Genomic DNA, 18,848 nt, shown 5'->3' with positions numbered 1-18,848 from the left:
CCTTTTTGTTAAATTATAAATTATTATTCTTCTTCAATTACTGTATTTTTAATACTGTCAAATGCACGGCGCGACTCACCTTTATGTTGGAGTTTATTTAGCTGTCTTTCAAGTTTACCAACTAAATCATTAATTGCAGCATACATGTCAGTGTGTTTAGCGGAAGCAACTAGTGGCGAGCCTTTGGTTGCAATGGTTGCATCAATAATAAATCCATCGGGCTCTTTAGATAAGATAAAGTGAGGGTTGATTAGTAGAGCTCTCCATTTATCTAATTTCGAAAACTTATCTTCAAGATAACTACGAATTGCAGGAGTAATGTCCATTTGTTTACTTGTGATACTTAAAGTCATAATTGACCTCCACTATGTTTACTTACTAATTGAGCTATTATTATATTGATTACATTGACAAATTTTTCACATTTCGTCAATAGGTTATTAGGTTTATATTAAGATTTTTGTGACTTTTGTCTAAAATAATTTATTGGTATTTGATATTAGATAGCACAGAACTGCTTTTAATCTGTTTTTTATTATATACTGTGGTTTATTTAGATTGATTTAAAGTATTAAGTTTAGTTATTTAATGAGGAATATGTGAGCTATTTAGATAATGTTAAGATTGTTTTAGTTGAAACTTCGCATACTGGTAATATGGGGTCTGCTGCTCGTGCAATGAAAACGATGGGATTAACTCGTTTATGTTTAGTGAACCCTGTAATAAAACCCGATTCCCAATCGATTTCACTGGCAGCCGGGGCGAGTGATATTATCAAACAGGCACAGATTTTTTCATCCCTTGAGGAGGCGGTCGCAGATTGTTCATTGGTTATAGGTACCAGTGCGCGTCCTAGAAGTTTGCAATGGCCAAACTTAACTCCGAAAGAGTGTGGCGACAAAATTATTGCTGAAACCGCGCATCATGCTCAAGTGGCTTTAGTTTTTGGTCGAGAAAGAGTTGGATTAACTAATGATGAATTACAAAAGTGCCATTTTCATGTTGGTATTCCAGCTAATCCAGATTATAGCTCTTTAAATTTAGCTATGTCAGTTCAGGTTCTAACTTACGAAATTCGAATGTCAATGTTGTCAACTTTAGAGGCATCTTTAAAACATGATGATGATAATCTGAATGAGGTTCAGTATCCTAAAAGCGAAGATATTGAACGGTTTTATCAGCATTTAGAGCAGACGTTATTAAAAACCGGATTTATTAATCCTAATCATCCTGGGCAGATTATGGGTCGTTTACGTAGATTATTTACGCGAGCTGGTATTGAACAGCAAGAACTCAATATTTTACGGGGAATTTTAACGTCAATAGATAAAAAATAGTGAGATTAGTCCCCTAGTTTTGTGTAAATCTAGGGGATTTTTTATTATTAAGTTTTTTTACGCCAAGTTGTGCCGTTAGCACCATCTTCTAAAATAATATTCATTTGATTGAGTTTGTCTCGAGCTTCATCAGCTAAAGCCCAATTCTTACTTGCTCGAGCATCGTTGCGTTGTTTAATTAACGCTTCAATTAGTTGTGTATCTTCATCATCTTGACTATTACCTTGTAAGAATTTAACCGGATCTTGTTCAAGTAAACCAAGTACAGAAGATAAATAACGTAACTCAGCAGCTAGTTCATTAGCTAATGGCATGTTATTTTCTGCTTTAGCTTTGTTGATCTCTCGAGCCAAATCAAATAGAGTTGAATAAGCTTCTGGAGTATTGAAATCATCATCCATTGCCTGACAAAATTGTCGATGATAATCGCTATCTGGCGTGTTGTGCGGATAGTTAGCATCGGTGTCTCTCAAAGCCGTATAAAGTCTTTCTAAAGCGGTACGAGCTTGTTTTAGATTTTCTTCACTATAGTTAAGTTGACTACGATAATGGCCTGATAATAAGAAATATCGAACAGTTTCAGCATCATAATGTTTTAAAACATCACGGATAGTGAAAAAGTTATTCAGTGATTTGGACATTTTCTCTTGGTCTATCATTACCATGCCTGAGTGCATCCAATAATTTACATATTGGCCATTATGGGCACAGGTTGATTGGGCAATTTCGTTTTCATGATGTGGGAACATTAAGTCAGAACCACCGCCATGAATATCAAAATGGTTGCCTAATTGATGGCTATTCATTGCAGAGCATTCAATGTGCCAACCAGGTCGACCTTTCCCCCATGGTGAATCCCAGCTTGGTTCGTTGGGTTTTGACATCTTCCAGAGAACGAAGTCCATTGGATTATGTTTTACGTCCACTACATCAACTCGAGCACCTGCTTGTAACTGTTCTAAATTTTGGCGTGATAAAATACCGTAGTTAGGATCACTATCTACCGAAAACATTACATCTCCATTGTCAGCAATATAAGCGTGATTTTTTCTTATTAACTCTTCAACAAGTTCAATGATTTGTGACATATGACGAGTTGCTCGAGGTTCGACATCGGGTCGTTTGATATTAAGTGCATCGAAATCGGCATACATCTCATTTAACATACGTTCAGTTAATTCGTCACAAGTTTCACCATTTTCTAATGCACGCTTGATGATCTTGTCATCGACATCGGTAATATTACGAACATAAGTGAGATCGTAACCTAAAAAACGTAAATAACGAGTAACGACATCAAATGCGACAAAAGTACGGCCATGGCCAATGTGGCATAGATCATAGATAGTAACACCACAAACATATAGCCCAACTTTATTTGGTGTAATTGGTTTAAATATTTCTTTCTCACGTGATAATGTATTAAATATTTTGAGCATTTTATCCTGCAGAATAAATTTGATAAATTTTAGTGTTTAATATAACAAAAAACTGGAAGTGGCGAAATTACTTCTTATAATCTCGTTAAATAAATTAAATGGAATTAATTGATGATATCAAAATTTGGGGTAGAAGTTTCGGGCTAATTTTAATGATTATATTCACTGCCTTTCAAGTTATTTGTATTGCAATAGGCTTTAAATTTGATAATCGCTTTGAAAAATTACTATTTTTATTTACGTGGACTCTTTTAGCAATAGTATTCTTTGTGGTTTTTGTTAACAAGGATTTAGGAGGCTTTGGCAATATAGGGTTTTATAAGTTTATTGCACTTTTTGTTGGTTTTTTGGCATGTCTTCTAGCGTCTTTTGCTAATTTATCACTCACTATCATATATATATTAATTTTGATACTTTAAAAGCTACTTAAGTTAATAGGTTTTAAACATCGATATAAATGAGAGAACTTTGGTTGGATAGATGAGTGAAAATTGGCGAGTAAACTCGCCAATTTAAATTACTATTGAATTTATTTAAAAAGGCGGTAAAGATAAATAAGTAAAATAGAACCAAGCACAGAGATAAACAAGCTTGGGAAGTTAAAACCAGTCACACTACCCCAACCAAAGAAGGTACTGATATAACCGCCGACTAATGCACCAGCTACACCAAGTAGGATAGTTTTTATCACACCAACACGGCCTAATGGCATAAAAAACTTAGCGATCCATCCAGCAATTAATCCTAGAATAATCCAGCTTAAAATACCCATGATAATTTCCTTCGTCTAATTAAGTTGAAAGTTACTAGTATAGCTAAAAAATAACGATGATAGTTGTTGAACAGATATTAATAAAACGTAAAATTTACAGCTTTAAAAATTGTTATCTAAATATGAAGAAAAATGATTATTATGTAGAACAGTATGAAGCTATAGATGTATGAAACACAAATTCATACAAATATTAGGCGTAGTTTACAATTATTTTTTCAAATATTCTAGGTATTTTGTTTAATTGTTGATTTATATGATTAATGATTAGGAGCGATAATGTAATCGCCCCTGATATTAAACTATTCGAAAATCGTTTTGTGTAGAACCTTTATTACATCTTCAGCATCATTGCTTCTTGCTAGAAGGCAAAGATTATGGGTGCTAGCACCGTAACAACAAAGTCGAATAATAAAGTCATCTAAAGCGCCAAAGACTTCTTTAGCGATACCTTTTGTTGTGGTTAGATTGTTACCAATGATGGCAATTAGAGCTAAATCTTCTTCAACTTCAACATGGCAAACTGTTGATAATTCATCGAATAATGCTTTTGTTAATAGGCTATTTCCATTGGTATTAGTGCCAGTAGTATCAATGGTTAATGCGATACTAACTTCAGAGGTGGTGACTAAATCAACCGAAATATTATGTTTAGCCAATATGGTAAAGACATTAGCTAAAAAACCTTGTGCGTGTAGCATATTTAAGCTAGTTAAAGTCAATAATGTTTGTTTGCGACGAAGCGCTAACGCTCTAAATGAAGGTAGTGCAGATTTTATGCTATGTGTGTTATAAACGATAGTTCCACCAGCTTCTGGCGCTTTACTTGAACCAACAAATACTGGAATATTGCTACGTACAGCAGGAACGAGTGTTGCAGGGTGTAGAACTTTAGCACCAAAGGTCGCCATTTCAGCTGCTTCAGCAAATGATATTTCATCAATTCGTTTCGCACCTGATGTGATACGAGGATCGGTAGTATAAATACCAGCAACATCGGTCCAAATGTCTATTTGCGTGGCGTTTAAAGCCTCACCAAGAAGAGCTGCGGTATAATCACTACCACCACGACCTAAAGTTGTGGTTTTGCCCGTACTTTCACTACCAATGAATCCTTGAGTAACTACGATAGCTTCTGGATTCAAAGATTTCAAATGTGCACAGCAAAGTTGTTTAATTTCGTCAATTTTTGGTACGGCTTTACCAAACTTGTCATCGGTACGCATGACTTTACGTACATCAAACCATAGGGCATTTTTTTGTTTTTGTTTTAATATTTCGACAAATAGTTTTGATGACATTATTTCGCCATGACTGACTAATTCATCCGTCAAAGCAGGGGAAGTTGCCAAGCTTGCTGCTTCTGATAATGAGGCAATATTTGCAATTATTTGGTCAATTTCAGTGCGTAGGGTTGGATTTTCAGGAAGATTTTCTAATATGTTGTATTGAATCGATTGAATTTTAGCGATATGTTTTGCTCTTACATTGGCATCACGACCTTCAGCTAATGCTACCAGTAAATTTGTTATACCTGCAGAGGCAGACAACACAACAACTTTGACATTAGGATTAGCTATAACAATATTGGCACTATTAACCATTGCGGGATAATCTGCAACACTAGTACCGCCAAACTTAGCAATTATAAATGATCTTTCCATGTATTCCTCATATTAAAAATTTTTATTTTTAACAGAGATAGAGCGGGCATGTCCTAATACAATTAAAAAATACATACCATGAAGCGCTCCACCTGTTAGGGTGACAACCCAAGGGATTCAGCCCTTGCAGTCGATTTAATTGCTTTCTGGAATAACAATTAAACCTCGGCATTACATCCCCTCAATCATTTATTTGCGGCTCCAGTCCCTAAAATGATCTGCCTGAGTAATGCGCCTCTTCTTAATTCTGATTTCAGTGTCGTATAGGATTAACGATTTTACCAAATGTGTCAATAGGTTAAATATTAAAAAAAATTATAGAGCTTTGTTAAAATAAACTGTTAATTATAAACTCCGTTCAAATAATTCAATAATCGTTTGATATAGTTTTTTCACAGAACAATCTTTAGTTGGTGTGCTAAAAATCGTATCATCACCGGCAATTGAGCCTAAAATCCCTTCTGATTTACCGATTGAATCTAACAATCTCGCAATAAGCTGAGCTGCGCCTGGGCTTGTTCGAATAACAACCATTGAACTATTGTAATCAATATCTAATACTAAATTTTTTAATGGACTGCTTGTTGTTGGAACACTCATTTCAGCAGGCAAACAATAAACCATCTCAGATTTTGCGTTGCGAGTTCTTACAGCGCCAAATTTAGTTAACATTCGCGATACTTTAGATTGATTTATATTATCAAATCCTTGTTCTTGTAAGGCTTGTACGATACCTATCTGAGAACTAAACTTTTCTTGTAAAAGCATTTCTTTGAAAGTTTTAGTGAGATCTTTTTGTTTCATACTGTTCCTTTAAATTTAATTTATGACTAACTGATTAAAACAATAAGTCATATTAACGGGTTAACTAAAATGCTTGATTACGGTCAGTTATTTTTAATGATTGCTAATTAAGCAAGTGTTCTTATAAAGCTTCATTCAAATATTGAATATAATCTACATAATTATGCATGACATTTGCATAAAATTAAAGATTAGATTTTATAGCATTTTGGGGACGAAATGATTTAATGATCTGATCATGTGTTTCGATGTAAGGACCTTCTAGCAGATCAATACAATATGGAATACTTGCAAATATGCCAGTAACAATAGTGTTACCTTCATCATCCTTTACACCTTCAAGTGTTTCCTTGATTGATTTTGGTCGACCTGGTAAATTCAAAATTAAACATTGCTTACGAATAACACCAACTTGTCTGGATAAGATCGCAGTTGGAACAAAATGTAAACTAATCTGCCGCATCTGTTCGCCAAATCCGGGCATTATTCTATCTGCGATAGCTAAAGTTGCGTCAGGTGTTACATCTCTTATTGCTGGTCCTGTGCCGCCTGTGGTTAAAATCAGATTACATTGCAAATCATCAACCAATTCGCATAATGTTTTTTCAATGATGATTTGTTCATCGGGAATAATGCGTTGTTCGGTAATAAAAGCTGTTTTCAATGCAGATTTCAACCATGATAACAAAGCTGGAATACCTTCATCTTGATAAACGCCTTGTGATGCTCTATCTGATATTGAAACTAATCCAATTTTAACCATAACATTTATTCCTTAATCCATATATTTATCTAAATATTAAACAATATTGTCAATTGATTAAACATGATATCATATTATTCAAATAGCAATTTACTCAATTAGGATACATTTATGTCGTCAACACCTGCACTAGAACTTATAGCGCTAAAGAAAAAATATAAAAATGGTGTAGAAGCATTAAAAGGAATTAATTTAACTGTAGCGGCAGGAGATTTTTATGCTTTACTTGGACCAAATGGTGCAGGTAAGTCAACCACCATTGGTATTATTAGCTCTTTAGTTACTAAAACCTCAGGCCAAGTTAAAATCTTTGGATATGACTTAGATACGGATCTTGTTAATGCAAAAAGACAATTAGGACTTGTTCCTCAGGAATTTAACTTTAACCAATTTGAAGAAGTAATCCAAATTGTTACCAATCAAGGTGGTTACTATGGGTTGCCACGAAAGTTGGCTTTACAACGAGCTGAAAAGTATCTGCGTATTTTAGATTTATGGGATAAACGACATAGTAGAGCTAATATGTTATCAGGTGGGATGAAAAGACGACTAATGATAGCTCGCGCACTTGTCCACGAACCTAAATTATTAATTCTGGATGAACCTACTGCTGGGGTTGATATAGAGTTACGTCGTTCCATGTGGGATTTTCTACGTGAGATTAATAAACAAGGTATCACCATTATATTAACCACGCATTATTTGGAAGAAGCAGAAATGCTTTGCCGTCACATTGGTATAATTCAGCACGGAGAATTAATTGCTAACTCTTCAATGCGTGATTTACTAGCAAAAAGTCAATCTGAAACAATTATTATTGATTATGTACCAACATCAACACCAATCTCCCTTAAAGGGTATAATTATACTGATATTGAATCTGGCATGTTAGAAGTAAACGTAGATAAACAACAAGGATTAAATCAGTTATTTGAACAACTCAATCAACAAAACATAAAAGTGATTAGTGTTCGTAATAAAGCTAATCGATTAGAAGAATTATTTGTAGATTTGTTGCGAAATGATACCAAAGGAGCTATTGATGAATAATTTATATTGGATTGCCTTAAAAAGTATTTGGCGTAAAGAAGTTACCCGATTTTTAAGAATTTGGATCCAAACACTAATTCCTCCTGTTATTACAATGTCACTATATTTTATTATTTTCGGTAATTTAATCGGTTCGCGAGTTGGTGATATGGGTGGCTTTAGTTATATGGCATTCATTGTGCCAGGCTTAATTATGATGTCGGTCATAACCAATTCATATACAAACGTCTGTTCTTCATTTTTTAGTGCTAAATTTCAACGTAATATTGAAGAAATACTTGTTGCTCCTGTTCCGACTCATATTATTATTTGGGGATATGTTGGTGGTGGTGTCATGCGTGGTTTATTAACTGGTGTGTTGGTCACTGCTGTATCGTTATTTTTTGTTAGATATGAAGTTCATTCGTGGACTTTTGTAGTTTTCACCTTATTATTAACCTCAATTTTGTTTTCATTAGCTGGATTGTTAAATGCAGTATTTGCAAAATCATTTGATGATATAAGTATTATTCCAACCTTTGTATTAACACCGTTAACTTACTTGGGCGGAGTTTTTTATTCAATCACTATGTTACCTACTTTTTGGCAATGGGTTTCTAAACTTAATCCTATTGTTTATATGATTAATGGATTTCGCTATGGTTTTTTAGGTATTAGTGATGTTTCATTAGTCATTACTTTTTCGATGCTTATATTATTTGTTAGCATTTTATATTTTATAGCATGGCGAATAATTGAAAGTGGAAGAGGTCTTAGAAGTTAGACAGAACTGACTAAACCGCCGACCAATGTCGGCGGTAAGATAAAACTTATTTTGCTCCTGCAACGGCTTCTTTTGCCATTTCAGTAATTTTAGCAAAATCACCTTTAGCAATTGCATCAGTAGGAATAAACCAAGTCCCACCAACGCAAAGAACATTATCAAGCGCTAAATAATCGCGATAGTTTTTAGGATTCACACCGCCAGTAGGGCAGAATTTCATATAACCACAAGGACCAGCAAACGCTTTTAACGCAGCAACACCGCCATTAATTTCAGCAGGGAAGAATTTTAATGCTGTTAAACCATATTCTTGAGCTGTTAATAATTCTGAAATGGTTGCAATCCCAGGAATAACTGGCACAGGGCCTTCAACTGCTGCTTTTAAAATAGAGTCAGTAATACCCGGAGTGATGATAAATTCTACACCCGCCTCAGTTACTTGTTTAAGTTGCTCTACTGTGGTTACAGTACCGGCACCGACTACAGCTTCTGGAACTTCGTTAATAATTTTCTTAATTGCGTCAAGTGCACAAGCTGTTCTTAATGTGACTTCTAGAACCTTCACGCCACCAGCAATCAATGCTTTTGCTAAAGGAACGGCATCTTCTAAACGCTCAATAACAATAACAGGAACTACTGGACCTAATGTTAAAATCTCTTCAGCGCTTTTTTTCCAATTTTTCATATGTATTACCTATACTTTATTTACTTCTATACAGCAATAAGCCCTCAAACTATTGAGGGCTTATTTTACTCATAAATACCTAATTTCTTCTCTAAATAGTGAATGTTCGTGCCACCTTTTATGAAGCCTTCATCATTTAAAATCTCTAGATGAAGTTCGATATTGGTTTTTATACCATCAATAACCAGTTCTGCTAATGCATTCTTCATGCGGGCAATAGCGACTTCACGAGTTTCACCATAGGCGATTAATTTACCGATCATTGAATCATAATATGGTGGTACAGTATAGCCAGCATATATATGTGATTCCCAACGGATACCAAATCCTCCCGGAGCATGGAAACGTGTTATTTTGCCCGGAGATGGCATAAATGTTTTTGGATCTTCGGCATTGATTCGGCATTCAATTGCATGGCCTTTAATTTCAATGTCACTTTGCTTAATTGACAAAGGTTGTCCAGCTGCAATCAGAATTTGTTCACGAATAAGATCAACTCCAGTAACCATTTCAGTAACTGGGTGTTCTACTTGAATACGAGTATTCATTTCGATGAAGTAGAATTCACCATTTTCAAATAAGAACTCAAAAGTACCTGCACCACGATATCCAATCTCGATACATGCATTAACACAACGTTCACCGATGAATTTACGCATTTTCGGTGTAATACCAACCGCTGGTGCTTCTTCAAGTACTTTTTGGTGACGTCTTTGCATTGAACAATCGCGTTCACCTAAATAAACTGCATGACCTTGTCCATCAGATAAAACCTGTATTTCGATATGGCGTGGGTTTTCTAGGAATTTTTCCATGTAAACCATATCATTATTAAATGCAGTTTTTGCTTCAAGTTTAGTCATTTTGATTGATTGTTCGAGATCTTTTTCTTCACGAACAATACGCATTCCACGACCACCGCCGCCGCCAGACGCTTTAATAATAACTGGATAACCAATTTTTTTAGCAATTTGCTTATTAAGGTCCATATTACTGCCAAGAGGACCATCAGAACCAGGAACACAAGGTACGCCTGCTTTTTTCATTGCTTCAATGGCTGAAACTTTATCACCCATTAAACGAATAGTATCAGGTTTTGGACCGATAAATATAAAGCCTGAACGTTCAACTTGTTCAGCAAAATCCGCATTTTCTGATAAAAATCCATATCCAGGATGAATAGCTGCTGCGCCGGTTACTTCGGCAGCAGAGATTAATGCAGGGATATTAAGATAACTTTTGGCTGAAGCTGCTGGACCTATACAAACGGTTTCGTCTGCAAGTAGCACATGTTTTAAGTCTTTATCTGCCGAAGAGTGAACAGCGACAGTTTTAATTCCAAGTTCTTTACATGCTCTTAAAATACGAAGAGCGATTTCTCCGCGGTTAGCAATAAGAATTTTATCAAGCATATTCAATCTCTTAATCGTCTAAGTTAACAAATAATTCTGATTATTCAATAATGAATAGTGGTTGATCGAATTCAACTGGTTGACCATTTTCAACTAAGATAGCTTTAATAGTCCCTGCTTTTTCTGATTCAATTTGGTTCATCATTTTCATTGCTTCAACAATGCAAAGCACATCACCAACATTTACAGACTGACCGACTTCAACAAATGCTTTAGATTCTGGGCTTGGAGTTCGATAGAACGTACCAACCATTGGTGATTTTATGGTTGTGCCACTATTAGTTTCTGTGATGACTTCTGCTTCAACTGTAGCCGCAGTGACTGTTGGAGCAGGAACAGCAACCGGTTGGGGAATTTGAATGTTTTGCACTGGAGCTGTATAGGTAGGTGTCGACCGACTAATTCGAACCGATTCTTCACCCTCAGAAATTTCAAGCTCAGAAATACCTGATTCTTCTACTAATTCAATTAACTTTTTAATTTTACGTATATCCATGAATTACACCGTGTTTATTTGATATAAATAACAATTATTTTAATGTACCTTTAATATCTTAAAAGTAATCTTTTAATTCGATACTAAAAATAGTAACTCAACATTAACGCGGAAGGATACACTGTAAATCATAATTTGTCATTATATATCTCCTTTACAAACACTTGTTATACTATTTTCTAGGTATTATTTTTAAATTGCGATACAATATAACCCTTAATTATTATTGAGGCTGGCTGTGGTTTTTATCTGCTAAATGAACTATTATTTGTCGGATAAAATTAAAATATATATTTTGTAGACGCCTAAGTTTGCTTCTAATACTCAAATATATTTAAACAAGATTAATTCTAGGAAGAGTTTTTATTATGTTCAAAAAAGTTCGCGGCTTGTTTTCAAATGATTTATCGATTGATTTAGGTACAGCCAACACGCTTATTTATGTAAAAGGGCAAGGCATTGTGCTTAACGAACCTTCAGTTGTTGCCATTCGTCAAGATCGCTCAGGAACACCTAAAAGTGTTGCTGCCGTTGGCCATGCTGCGAAACAGATGCTAGGGCGAACACCTGGTAATATTGCAGCTATCAGACCAATGAAAGACGGTGTGATTGCAGACTTTTCCGTCACTGAAAAAATGTTACAGTATTTTATTCGACAAGTTCACAGCCATAGCTTCTTAAGACCAAGCCCTCGTGTATTGGTATGTGTGCCAGTTGGCGCAACACAAGTGGAACGTCGTGCTATTCGTGAATCAGCATTAGGTGCTGGTGCTCGTGAAGTTTATTTAATTGAAGAGCCAATGGCTGCGGCAATTGGTGCTGATTTACCAGTTTCTGCACCAACTGGTTCAATGGTTGTTGATATCGGTGGCGGTACAACAGAAGTTGCTGTTATTTCATTAAATGGTGTAGTTTATTCCGCTTCTGCACGCATTGGTGGAGACCGTTTTGATGAAGCAATAATCAATTATGTTCGTCGCAATTATGGTGCATTAATTGGTGAAGCGACCGCAGAAAAAATTAAACACTTCATTGGAAGTGCTTATCCAGGTGATGAAGTCCTTGAAATCGAAGTACGTGGTCGTAACTTAGCTGAAGGTGTGCCACGTAGTTTTACACTAAATTCGAATGAAATCTTAGAAGCATTACAAGAGCCATTAAGTGGTATTGTTAGTGCTGTTAAAGTTGCTCTAGAACAGTGTCCTCCAGAACTAGCTTCTGATATTTCAGAACATGGTATGGTATTAACTGGTGGTGGTGCATTATTACGTAATATTGATAAATTATTATCTGCTGAAACAGGGATTCACGTTGTTGTAGCTGAAGACCCACTTACTTGCGTAGCTCGTGGTGGTGGTAAGGCTCTTGATATGGTAGATATGCATGGTGGTGATCTCTTCAGTGAAGAGTAATAATATTACTAGCAAGTAACGAATATTTCATTTTTTCCGCCGACATTGTCGGCGGAGTCATATCTTAAAATAGTTAAATTCTAGATATATAACAGGTAAATACTGGACAATGAAATTACTTTTTTCTAAACGTTCGCCTCTGAGTGTTCAATTATTTATATCACTGGCACTCGCTTTGACGTTAATAGTGTTAGATATCAATTATCGTCCTTTTAAAGAGGTTCGTTATTATTTAGATACCTTAATTTCGCCACTTTATCATGTTTCAAATGCACCAAAATCATCATTTGATTCGCTGTATGAAATGTCGAAAACACAAGAGACATTAATTAAAGAAAATGCAGAACTGCAAGAAACCTTAATGCAACAAAAAAGTAATCTATTATTGCTTGAACATTTAAAGCATGAAAATGACCGCCTAAGAGGGCTATTAGGTTCACCTTTAAGACACGATGAACATAAAATGGCTGCTCAAGTATTATTAGCTGATACTGATCCTTACGTTTATCAAGTGGTAATTAATAAAGGTAAAAATGACGGTGTATATATAGGTCAGCCGGTAGTAGATGAAAAAGGTATCGTTGGGCAAATTTATCAAACCGCTCAATCAACAAGCCGAGCGATCTTAGTTTGTGATTATCAACATGCAATTCCAGTACAAGTATTAAGAAATGATATTTCAATGGTAGCTGTTGGTAATGGATGCAGTAACGATTTAACGCTTGATTTTTTACCTAACAATGTTGATGTCAAAGTTGGTGATGTTTTAGTCACTTCTGGACTTGATGGTCGCTTCCCAGAAGGGTACCCAGTGGCTGTGGTTAGTTCAGTAAAGCTTGATATAAGTGATTCCACCCCCATTATTTCTGCTACGCCAACCGCAGATTTAAAACGTTTACGTTATCTACTGTTATTGTGGGGCGATCAAGGAGTAAAACATGAGGGGTAATAATCGAATTAGTATACTGGTTATTTGGTTAACGTTGCTAATTGGCTTATGTGTACAAATCATACCGTGGTCACCTGAATATAATATGTTTAAGCCTCATTTATTAATGTTAATTATGGCCTATTGGTTAATAGCATTACCGCACCGAATTGGTATGAGCATAGCATTTTTATTAGGTATCATTTTAGATCTATTCTCAGGATCGCTTTTAGGTATTCACGCATTTATTTTTTCATGCGTGGCTTATTTGTTAATGTTTAAATTCCAGTTAATCCGTAATTTAGCTTTATGGCAACAATCAATTATTATTTTTGCCGTTTCGCTTTGTTATAATATATTAGTATTTCTGTTTCAAGTCAGTATTTATCATACCATAACGATTTCACCTTTAATTTTAGTATCTAGTTTTGTTGATGGGGTATTATGGATAGTGATTTATCTATTCTTACGACTAATAAGACGGAACTTTGCTATTAATTAATAAGGGATCATTATGTCTGTCGAATTATTAATGAACGTAACGCCATCAGAAACTCGGGTGGCATATATTGAAGATGGGATATTACAAGAAATCCACGTAGATCGTGAATCACGTCGAGGTATTGTAGGAAATATCTATAAAGGCAAAATCATTCGTATTTTACCGGGTATGCAAGCTGCGTTTGTTGATATCGGTCTTGAAAAAGCTGCTTTTTTGCACGCCTCGGATATCATGCCGCATACCGAATGTGTATCGGACAGTGAACAAGAACAGTTTCAAGTTAAAGATATTTCTGAATTGGTACGTCAAGGCCAAGATTTAATGGTACAAGTTGTTAAAGATCCTTTGGGGACTAAAGGTGCCAGACTTACTACAGATATAACTTTACCTTCGCGTTATTTAGTTTTAATGCCTGGTCCTAACTCTGCTCATGTAGCGACATCGCAACGAATTGAATCGGAAGAAGAGCGTGAAAGGCTTAAAAAAATTGTTGAACAATATGTTACCGATGAAAGTGGTTTTATTGTTAGAACTGCTGCCGAAGGAGCAAATGCTCACGAACTTGAACAAGATGCCAATTTTTTAAAACGTTTATGGGCAAAAATTCAAGAACGAATGGCGCGTCCAATCAGCAAATATTTAGTCTATGGTGAGCTTGCCTTATCTCAGCGCGTATTACGGGATTTTGTTGGTGACCCAATTGAACGAATTTTGGTTGACTCTAAACTTACTTATGATTTGTTGGTTGAGTTTACACAGGAATTTATGCCAGAAGTTACCAACAAATTAACCCATTATCGCGGTAATATCCCAATTTTCGATCTGTATGATATTGAAAACGAAATTCAACGAGCGTTAGACCGTAAAGTCAAATTAAAATCGGGTGGTTATTTAATTATTGATCAAACCGAAGCTATGACGACCATTGATATTAATACTGGTGCATTTGTAGGTCATCGTAATTTAGAAGAAACTATTTTCAACACCAATATCGAAGCAACCATTGCGATTGCGCGTCAATTACGATTACGCAATTTAGGCGGTATTATCATTATCGATTTTATTGATATGCAAGAAGATATTCACCGTGAACGAGTGTTACTATCTTTACAAGACTTTTTAGCCAAAGACCGAGCACGAACATCCGTGAACACTTTCTCTGGTTTGGGGTTAGTTGAAATGACACGTAAGCGGACTCGAGAAAGTATTGGTCATATACTTTGTGAAGAGTGTCCTGCATGTAAAGGTCGAGGGATTGTTAAATCAGTAGAAACGGTTTGTAATGAAATACTCCGTGAAATTGTTCGTATATACAAAGCTCACCGCTCTGAATACTTTTTGGTTTATGCCTCAGCTGCAGTGGCTAATGCATTAACGACGGATGAATCACATGCGCTAGCAGAAGTTGAAGTGTTTGTTGGTAAACGTGTTGAAGTAAAAGTTGAACCACTTTATATTCAAGAACAATATGATGTAGTACTTATGTAATAATAAATTTTACAGTTTTTATATTGATAATCATTAGATTAAGGAATTTATGAACGTAGCCCAAGTGAGTGAACGGTTACTCAATCCAAATAACTTAAATCAGCAAGATATAGTAAATTTGCTTGATATGCTTAGTTCAAGGCAAATTGATTTTGGTGATTTATATTTTTTATCTGGTTATTACGAAAGTTGGTCTCTTGAAGATAGCATTATTAAAAATGCCTCTTTTCATCGCGATCAAGGTGTTGGTGTTAGAGCGATTATTGGTGAAAAAACAGGATTTGCTTATACTGATCAGCTTTCTTTAGCTCGATTAGAGCAAAGTGTATTAGCCGCAAACTCTATTACTAAAAATCAAACACCAATTATGGTTACTCCATTTAAAACGGCTAACAATATCATCAAGTATCCATCGCTTAATCCGATAAATAGCTTTTCGCAAGAGCAAAAAATTGCCTTATTACACCAAGTTGATAAGTTAGCACGTTCAATTGATCCAAGAGTCATTGAAGTTTCAGCAAGCTTAATTGGTAGTTATGAAGACATTTTAATCGCTGGCACTGATGGTACCTTATGTGCAGATGTTAGGCCTTTAGTTCGCTTATCAGTATCCGTCCTTGTCGAACAAGATGGTAAACGTGAACGAGGGAGTAGTGGCGGTGGTGGTCGATTTAGTTATGACTATTTTTTAACGACTAACGCGAAAATAGGTGAAAGTTATGTAGATAGTTATACCCGAGAAGCTGTGCGTCAAGCTTTAGTTTTGCTCTCAGCCAAACCGGCTCCAGCAGGCACCATGCCAGTTGTTTTAGGTGCAGGTTGGCCAGGTGTGTTACTTCACGAAGCAGTAGGACACGGGCTAGAGGGAGACTTTAATCGTAAAAATAGTTCTGTGTTTTCAGGAAAAATTGGCGAACAAGTTACCTCAGAGCTTTGTACTATCGTTGATGATGGAACCATTGAAAATCGTCGAGGTTCACTCTCTATTGATGATGAAGGTACGCCAAGTCAAAAAACGGTATTAATCGAAAACGGTGTTTTAAAAGGCTACATGTTTGATAAGCTTAATGCAAAATTAATGAATTGCCATTCGACTGGCAATGGTCGCCGTGAAGGGTATGCCTGTTTACCTATGCCTAGAATGACCAATACCTACATGCTAGCGGGAACATCGAGTTTTGATGAAATCATCCAAAGTGTAGATTATGGACTATATGCACCTAATTTTGCAGGAGGGCAAGTCGATATAACTTCAGGGAAATTTGTCTTCTCAACTTCAGAAGCCTATTTAATTGAAAAAGGTAAAATTACTACGGCGGTCACAGGTGCAACGCTTATTGGATCAGGTATTGAAACGATGCAACAAATTTCAATGGTAGGCAATGATCTCGAACTTGATCCAGGTGTTGGTGTTTGTGGTAAAGCAGGGCAAAGCGTTCCTGTTGGAGTTGGTCAACCGACTTTAAAAGTGAATAATTTAACCGTAGGTGGTACTATTAACCACTAATAATAATACATTAATGAGAAAATAAGCTAAATGGATACAATCATTACACTATACCAAGCATTTGTTCATATGGATATAAAAACACTCTCAAACCCAGATGTGTTATGGATATTATATGGAATGCTATTTGTCATCATTCTATTAGAAAACGGTGTGTTACCCGCTGCTTTTTTACCGGGTGATAGTTTACTGTTTCTAACTGGCGTATTGATAAGTCTTGATGTTTTTCATTTTGGTCTTATAAACTTAATTCTAATTGCTGGTGCTGCCTTCGGCACATGGCTCGGTTATGCACAAGGCCGGTGGTTGGGTAATACCAAAACTGTACAGAATTGGATGGCACATTTGCCAGAAAAATATCACCATAAATCAGAGGTACTATTCCACAAATATGGCTTACAAGCACTATTTATTGGACGATTTATTGCATTTGTTCGCACATTATTACCAATGATGGCGGGGTTATCAGGTTTGCATAGCCGTAAATTTCACATCTACAATTGGGTAAGTGCAACATTATGGATATTTTTGATTGTTACATTAGGCTATTTATTTGGTTTATCACCAATTTTTAAAACATACGAAAAACAGATTATGTCTTTATTAATGTTAATACCAGTATTTTTATTGGTATTAGGATTAGTATTTTCGATTTGGTTAGCAGTAAAGCGTTGGTTAAGTAATAAAAAACAAGCAAAGCAAAACCGTAAAGAATAAAAAGGTGAAATTAACCGATAAGCCGGGTTCTGTCGTGGACAATCATTCCTCTAGGCTAATACTCACGCATTAGCTCAAGCAGTCTACCCGGATTCAACGCGGGCCGCGCCAATGAATCCCTATTTGACCTTGCTCCGAGTGGAGTTTACCATGCCACAACTGTTACCAGCTGCGCGGTGCGCTCTTACCGCACCCTTTCACCCTTACCTGATCTTATTGCTAAGCCATCGGCGGTATACTTTCTGTTGCACTAGTCGTGAATGTTCGCTCTCGCCAACACCCCCCAGGCGTTACCTGGCACTCTGCCCTATGGAGCCCGGACTTTCCTCCCCTCTGTTTGTCTCCCTTTTACAAGGGACTACAACAAAGCAGCGATTGTCTGGTTAATTTCGCAAATGAGTATAACGTAATAAAGACTTTTGTCCAGAGCGGAATAAAGTATATGAATGGAATCTAAACAAAATATGAAATTAAAATCTGAGAATAAGGGGATTTAACGGTAAGAACAATCATTAAGCAAATAGATAAAAAAGCACATCTAATTGATGTGCTTAATAATCAAATGATAATTACCACTTCTTCTGTTTATTGTTTTGCGAATAGTTAAACCAAGTTACAACACCTTGGTTTACCACTACTTCTAACGTACCTTCAAGAATGTCGTATTGAGTTTCCCCAAAAATTGCATTTTTGGTTGAACTTTTTTTAAGATATGTATAAGTCCATTTTGATTCGTTAGCATTAATGCTAACCTTACTTGCTGGTTGACCAAAAATATGCAGCAGTTGTGCCTCAGTGGTTGAGCCTTCAACAATTTTATCCACTTTCTCATGACTTAGTGGGGTACCTTGTTCTAAATAATTTTTTTGTGAACATGCGGATAATGCTAATACTGAAAATAAAAGCACCAAAATTTTACTAAGATTTTTCATAATAATTGCCTATTAAACTATGATTTATATCAAAAGATAGCTAATCATAGCATAGGATTAATATTGATGAAAATAATCAAGTTAGTTTAAATAAAGAAAATAGATGAATTGAATTGATAAAAGAATAAAGCAAAAACGAACACATGAAAACAAGTGTTTCTATATGTTTCCATATGT

Annotated in this window: 19 protein-coding genes, 1 other RNA gene and 1 riboswitch; of the genes, 9 read left to right on the top strand and 11 right to left on the bottom strand. The window is 35.7% G+C overall.

The window, feature by feature from the left end; all coding sequences use genetic code 11:
- Nucleotides 1–23: 23 nt before the first annotated feature.
- Nucleotides 24–353 carry a ribosome-associated translation inhibitor RaiA gene (raiA, locus tag J3U24_RS02890; RefSeq protein ID WP_065562226.1) on the bottom strand — a complete coding sequence of 110 codons (330 nt, stop codon included), beginning with the start codon at nt 351–353 and terminating at the stop codon, nt 24–26.
- A 246-nt stretch (nt 354–599) separates the two neighbouring features.
- Here raiA and trmJ point away from each other — a divergent pair, with 246 nt between their 5' ends.
- The gene (trmJ, locus tag J3U24_RS02885) at nt 600–1,337 is read left to right on the top strand and encodes a tRNA (cytosine(32)/uridine(32)-2'-O)-methyltransferase TrmJ (RefSeq protein WP_081303351.1); all 738 of its coding nucleotides are present in this window, start codon (nt 600–602) and stop codon (nt 1,335–1,337) included.
- 47 nt (nt 1,338–1,384) lie between these two features.
- Here trmJ and cysS read toward each other — a convergent pair whose 3' ends face one another.
- The 5 genes from cysS to mog form a co-directional block, all read right to left on the bottom strand.
- The gene (gene cysS / locus J3U24_RS02880; protein ID WP_065734280.1) at nt 1,385–2,776 is read right to left on the bottom strand and encodes a cysteine--tRNA ligase; all 1,392 of its coding nucleotides are present in this window, start codon (nt 2,774–2,776) and stop codon (nt 1,385–1,387) included.
- 529 nt (nt 2,777–3,305) lie between these two features.
- A complete protein-coding gene (locus J3U24_RS02875) occupies nt 3,306–3,548 on the bottom strand; it encodes a GlsB/YeaQ/YmgE family stress response membrane protein (protein ID WP_065562224.1) in 243 nt (80 codons plus the stop codon).
- Between the two features lie 302 nt (nt 3,549–3,850).
- Nucleotides 3,851–5,212, bottom strand: coding sequence for a lysine-sensitive aspartokinase 3 (gene lysC, locus J3U24_RS02870; protein ID WP_267336761.1), 1,362 nt, complete (start codon nt 5,210–5,212; stop codon nt 3,851–3,853).
- Between the two features lie 73 nt (nt 5,213–5,285).
- Nucleotides 5,286–5,460, bottom strand: a riboswitch (Lysine riboswitch).
- A gap of 97 nt (nt 5,461–5,557) precedes the next feature.
- Nucleotides 5,558–6,016, bottom strand: coding sequence for a transcriptional regulator ArgR (gene argR / locus J3U24_RS02865; protein WP_065734283.1), 459 nt, complete (start codon nt 6,014–6,016; stop codon nt 5,558–5,560).
- A 184-nt stretch (nt 6,017–6,200) separates the two neighbouring features.
- Nucleotides 6,201–6,779: a molybdopterin adenylyltransferase gene (mog, locus tag J3U24_RS02860; protein ID WP_267336762.1), complete on the bottom strand. Its 579-nt coding sequence runs from the start codon at nt 6,777–6,779 to the stop codon at nt 6,201–6,203.
- A gap of 111 nt (nt 6,780–6,890) precedes the next feature.
- Between mog and J3U24_RS02855 the strand changes: the two genes are divergently transcribed.
- Together J3U24_RS02855 and J3U24_RS02850 are read left to right on the top strand one after the other, a co-directional pair.
- Nucleotides 6,891–7,829 carry an ABC transporter ATP-binding protein gene (locus J3U24_RS02855; RefSeq protein WP_065734285.1) on the top strand — a complete coding sequence of 313 codons (939 nt, stop codon included), beginning with the start codon at nt 6,891–6,893 and terminating at the stop codon, nt 7,827–7,829.
- Nucleotides 7,822–8,592 (top strand): ABC transporter permease, encoded by a 771-nt coding sequence (locus J3U24_RS02850; protein WP_065562219.1) that lies wholly within the window; start codon nt 7,822–7,824, stop codon nt 8,590–8,592. Before J3U24_RS02855 ends, J3U24_RS02850 begins: the two co-directional genes overlap by 8 nt.
- 46 nt (nt 8,593–8,638) lie before the next feature.
- On the opposite strand, the gene J3U24_RS02845 is transcribed toward J3U24_RS02850, so the two are convergent.
- The 3 genes from J3U24_RS02845 to accB form a co-directional block, all read right to left on the bottom strand.
- A complete protein-coding gene (locus J3U24_RS02845; protein ID WP_065562218.1) occupies nt 8,639–9,277 on the bottom strand; it encodes a bifunctional 4-hydroxy-2-oxoglutarate aldolase/2-dehydro-3-deoxy-phosphogluconate aldolase in 639 nt (212 codons plus the stop codon).
- Nucleotides 9,278–9,342: 65 nt separating this feature from the next.
- Nucleotides 9,343–10,689: an acetyl-CoA carboxylase biotin carboxylase subunit gene (gene accC, locus J3U24_RS02840; protein WP_065562217.1), complete on the bottom strand. Its 1,347-nt coding sequence runs from the start codon at nt 10,687–10,689 to the stop codon at nt 9,343–9,345.
- A gap of 40 nt (nt 10,690–10,729) precedes the next feature.
- Nucleotides 10,730–11,185 carry an acetyl-CoA carboxylase biotin carboxyl carrier protein gene (gene accB, locus J3U24_RS02835; RefSeq protein WP_065562216.1) on the bottom strand — a complete coding sequence of 152 codons (456 nt, stop codon included), beginning with the start codon at nt 11,183–11,185 and terminating at the stop codon, nt 10,730–10,732.
- 368 nt (nt 11,186–11,553) lie between these two features.
- Between accB and J3U24_RS02830 the strand changes: the two genes are divergently transcribed.
- From J3U24_RS02830 to J3U24_RS02805, 6 genes are all read left to right on the top strand, one after another.
- Entirely contained in the window at nt 11,554–12,597 is a 1,044-nt protein-coding gene (locus J3U24_RS02830; RefSeq protein WP_065562215.1) for a rod shape-determining protein, read from the top strand.
- Between the two features lie 109 nt (nt 12,598–12,706).
- Nucleotides 12,707–13,546, top strand: a complete 840-nt coding sequence (gene mreC / locus J3U24_RS02825; protein WP_065562214.1) for a rod shape-determining protein MreC — start codon at nt 12,707–12,709, stop codon at nt 13,544–13,546.
- On the top strand, nt 13,536–14,027 hold the full coding sequence (gene mreD / locus J3U24_RS02820; protein ID WP_065734286.1) for a rod shape-determining protein MreD: 492 nt from the start codon (nt 13,536–13,538) through the stop codon (nt 14,025–14,027). The genes mreC and mreD overlap by 11 nt, the downstream gene beginning before the upstream one ends.
- Before the next feature lie 12 nt (nt 14,028–14,039).
- The gene (rng, locus tag J3U24_RS02815) at nt 14,040–15,515 is read left to right on the top strand and encodes a ribonuclease G (protein WP_065562212.1); all 1,476 of its coding nucleotides are present in this window, start codon (nt 14,040–14,042) and stop codon (nt 15,513–15,515) included.
- 49 nt (nt 15,516–15,564) lie between these two features.
- The gene (gene tldD / locus J3U24_RS02810) at nt 15,565–17,022 is read left to right on the top strand and encodes a metalloprotease TldD (protein WP_267336764.1); all 1,458 of its coding nucleotides are present in this window, start codon (nt 15,565–15,567) and stop codon (nt 17,020–17,022) included.
- Nucleotides 17,023–17,052: 30 nt separating this feature from the next.
- Nucleotides 17,053–17,739: a DedA family protein gene (locus tag J3U24_RS02805; RefSeq protein ID WP_065562210.1), complete on the top strand. Its 687-nt coding sequence runs from the start codon at nt 17,053–17,055 to the stop codon at nt 17,737–17,739.
- A gap of 2 nt (nt 17,740–17,741) precedes the next feature.
- Here the strand turns inward: J3U24_RS02805 and rnpB are convergent.
- Together rnpB and bamE are read right to left on the bottom strand one after the other, a co-directional pair.
- Nucleotides 17,742–18,130, bottom strand: an RNA gene (rnpB, locus tag J3U24_RS02800) — RNase P RNA component class A.
- 178 nt (nt 18,131–18,308) lie between these two features.
- A complete protein-coding gene (gene bamE, locus J3U24_RS02795) occupies nt 18,309–18,671 on the bottom strand; it encodes an outer membrane protein assembly factor BamE domain-containing protein (RefSeq protein WP_065562209.1) in 363 nt (120 codons plus the stop codon).
- Nucleotides 18,672–18,848 lie beyond the last annotated feature (177 nt).

This window comes from Gilliamella sp. B2785, from assembly GCF_026537005.1.
Classification (GTDB): domain Bacteria; phylum Pseudomonadota; class Gammaproteobacteria; order Enterobacterales; family Orbaceae; genus Gilliamella; species Gilliamella apicola_E.
This window is presented reverse-complemented; position numbering and strand designations above follow the sequence as displayed.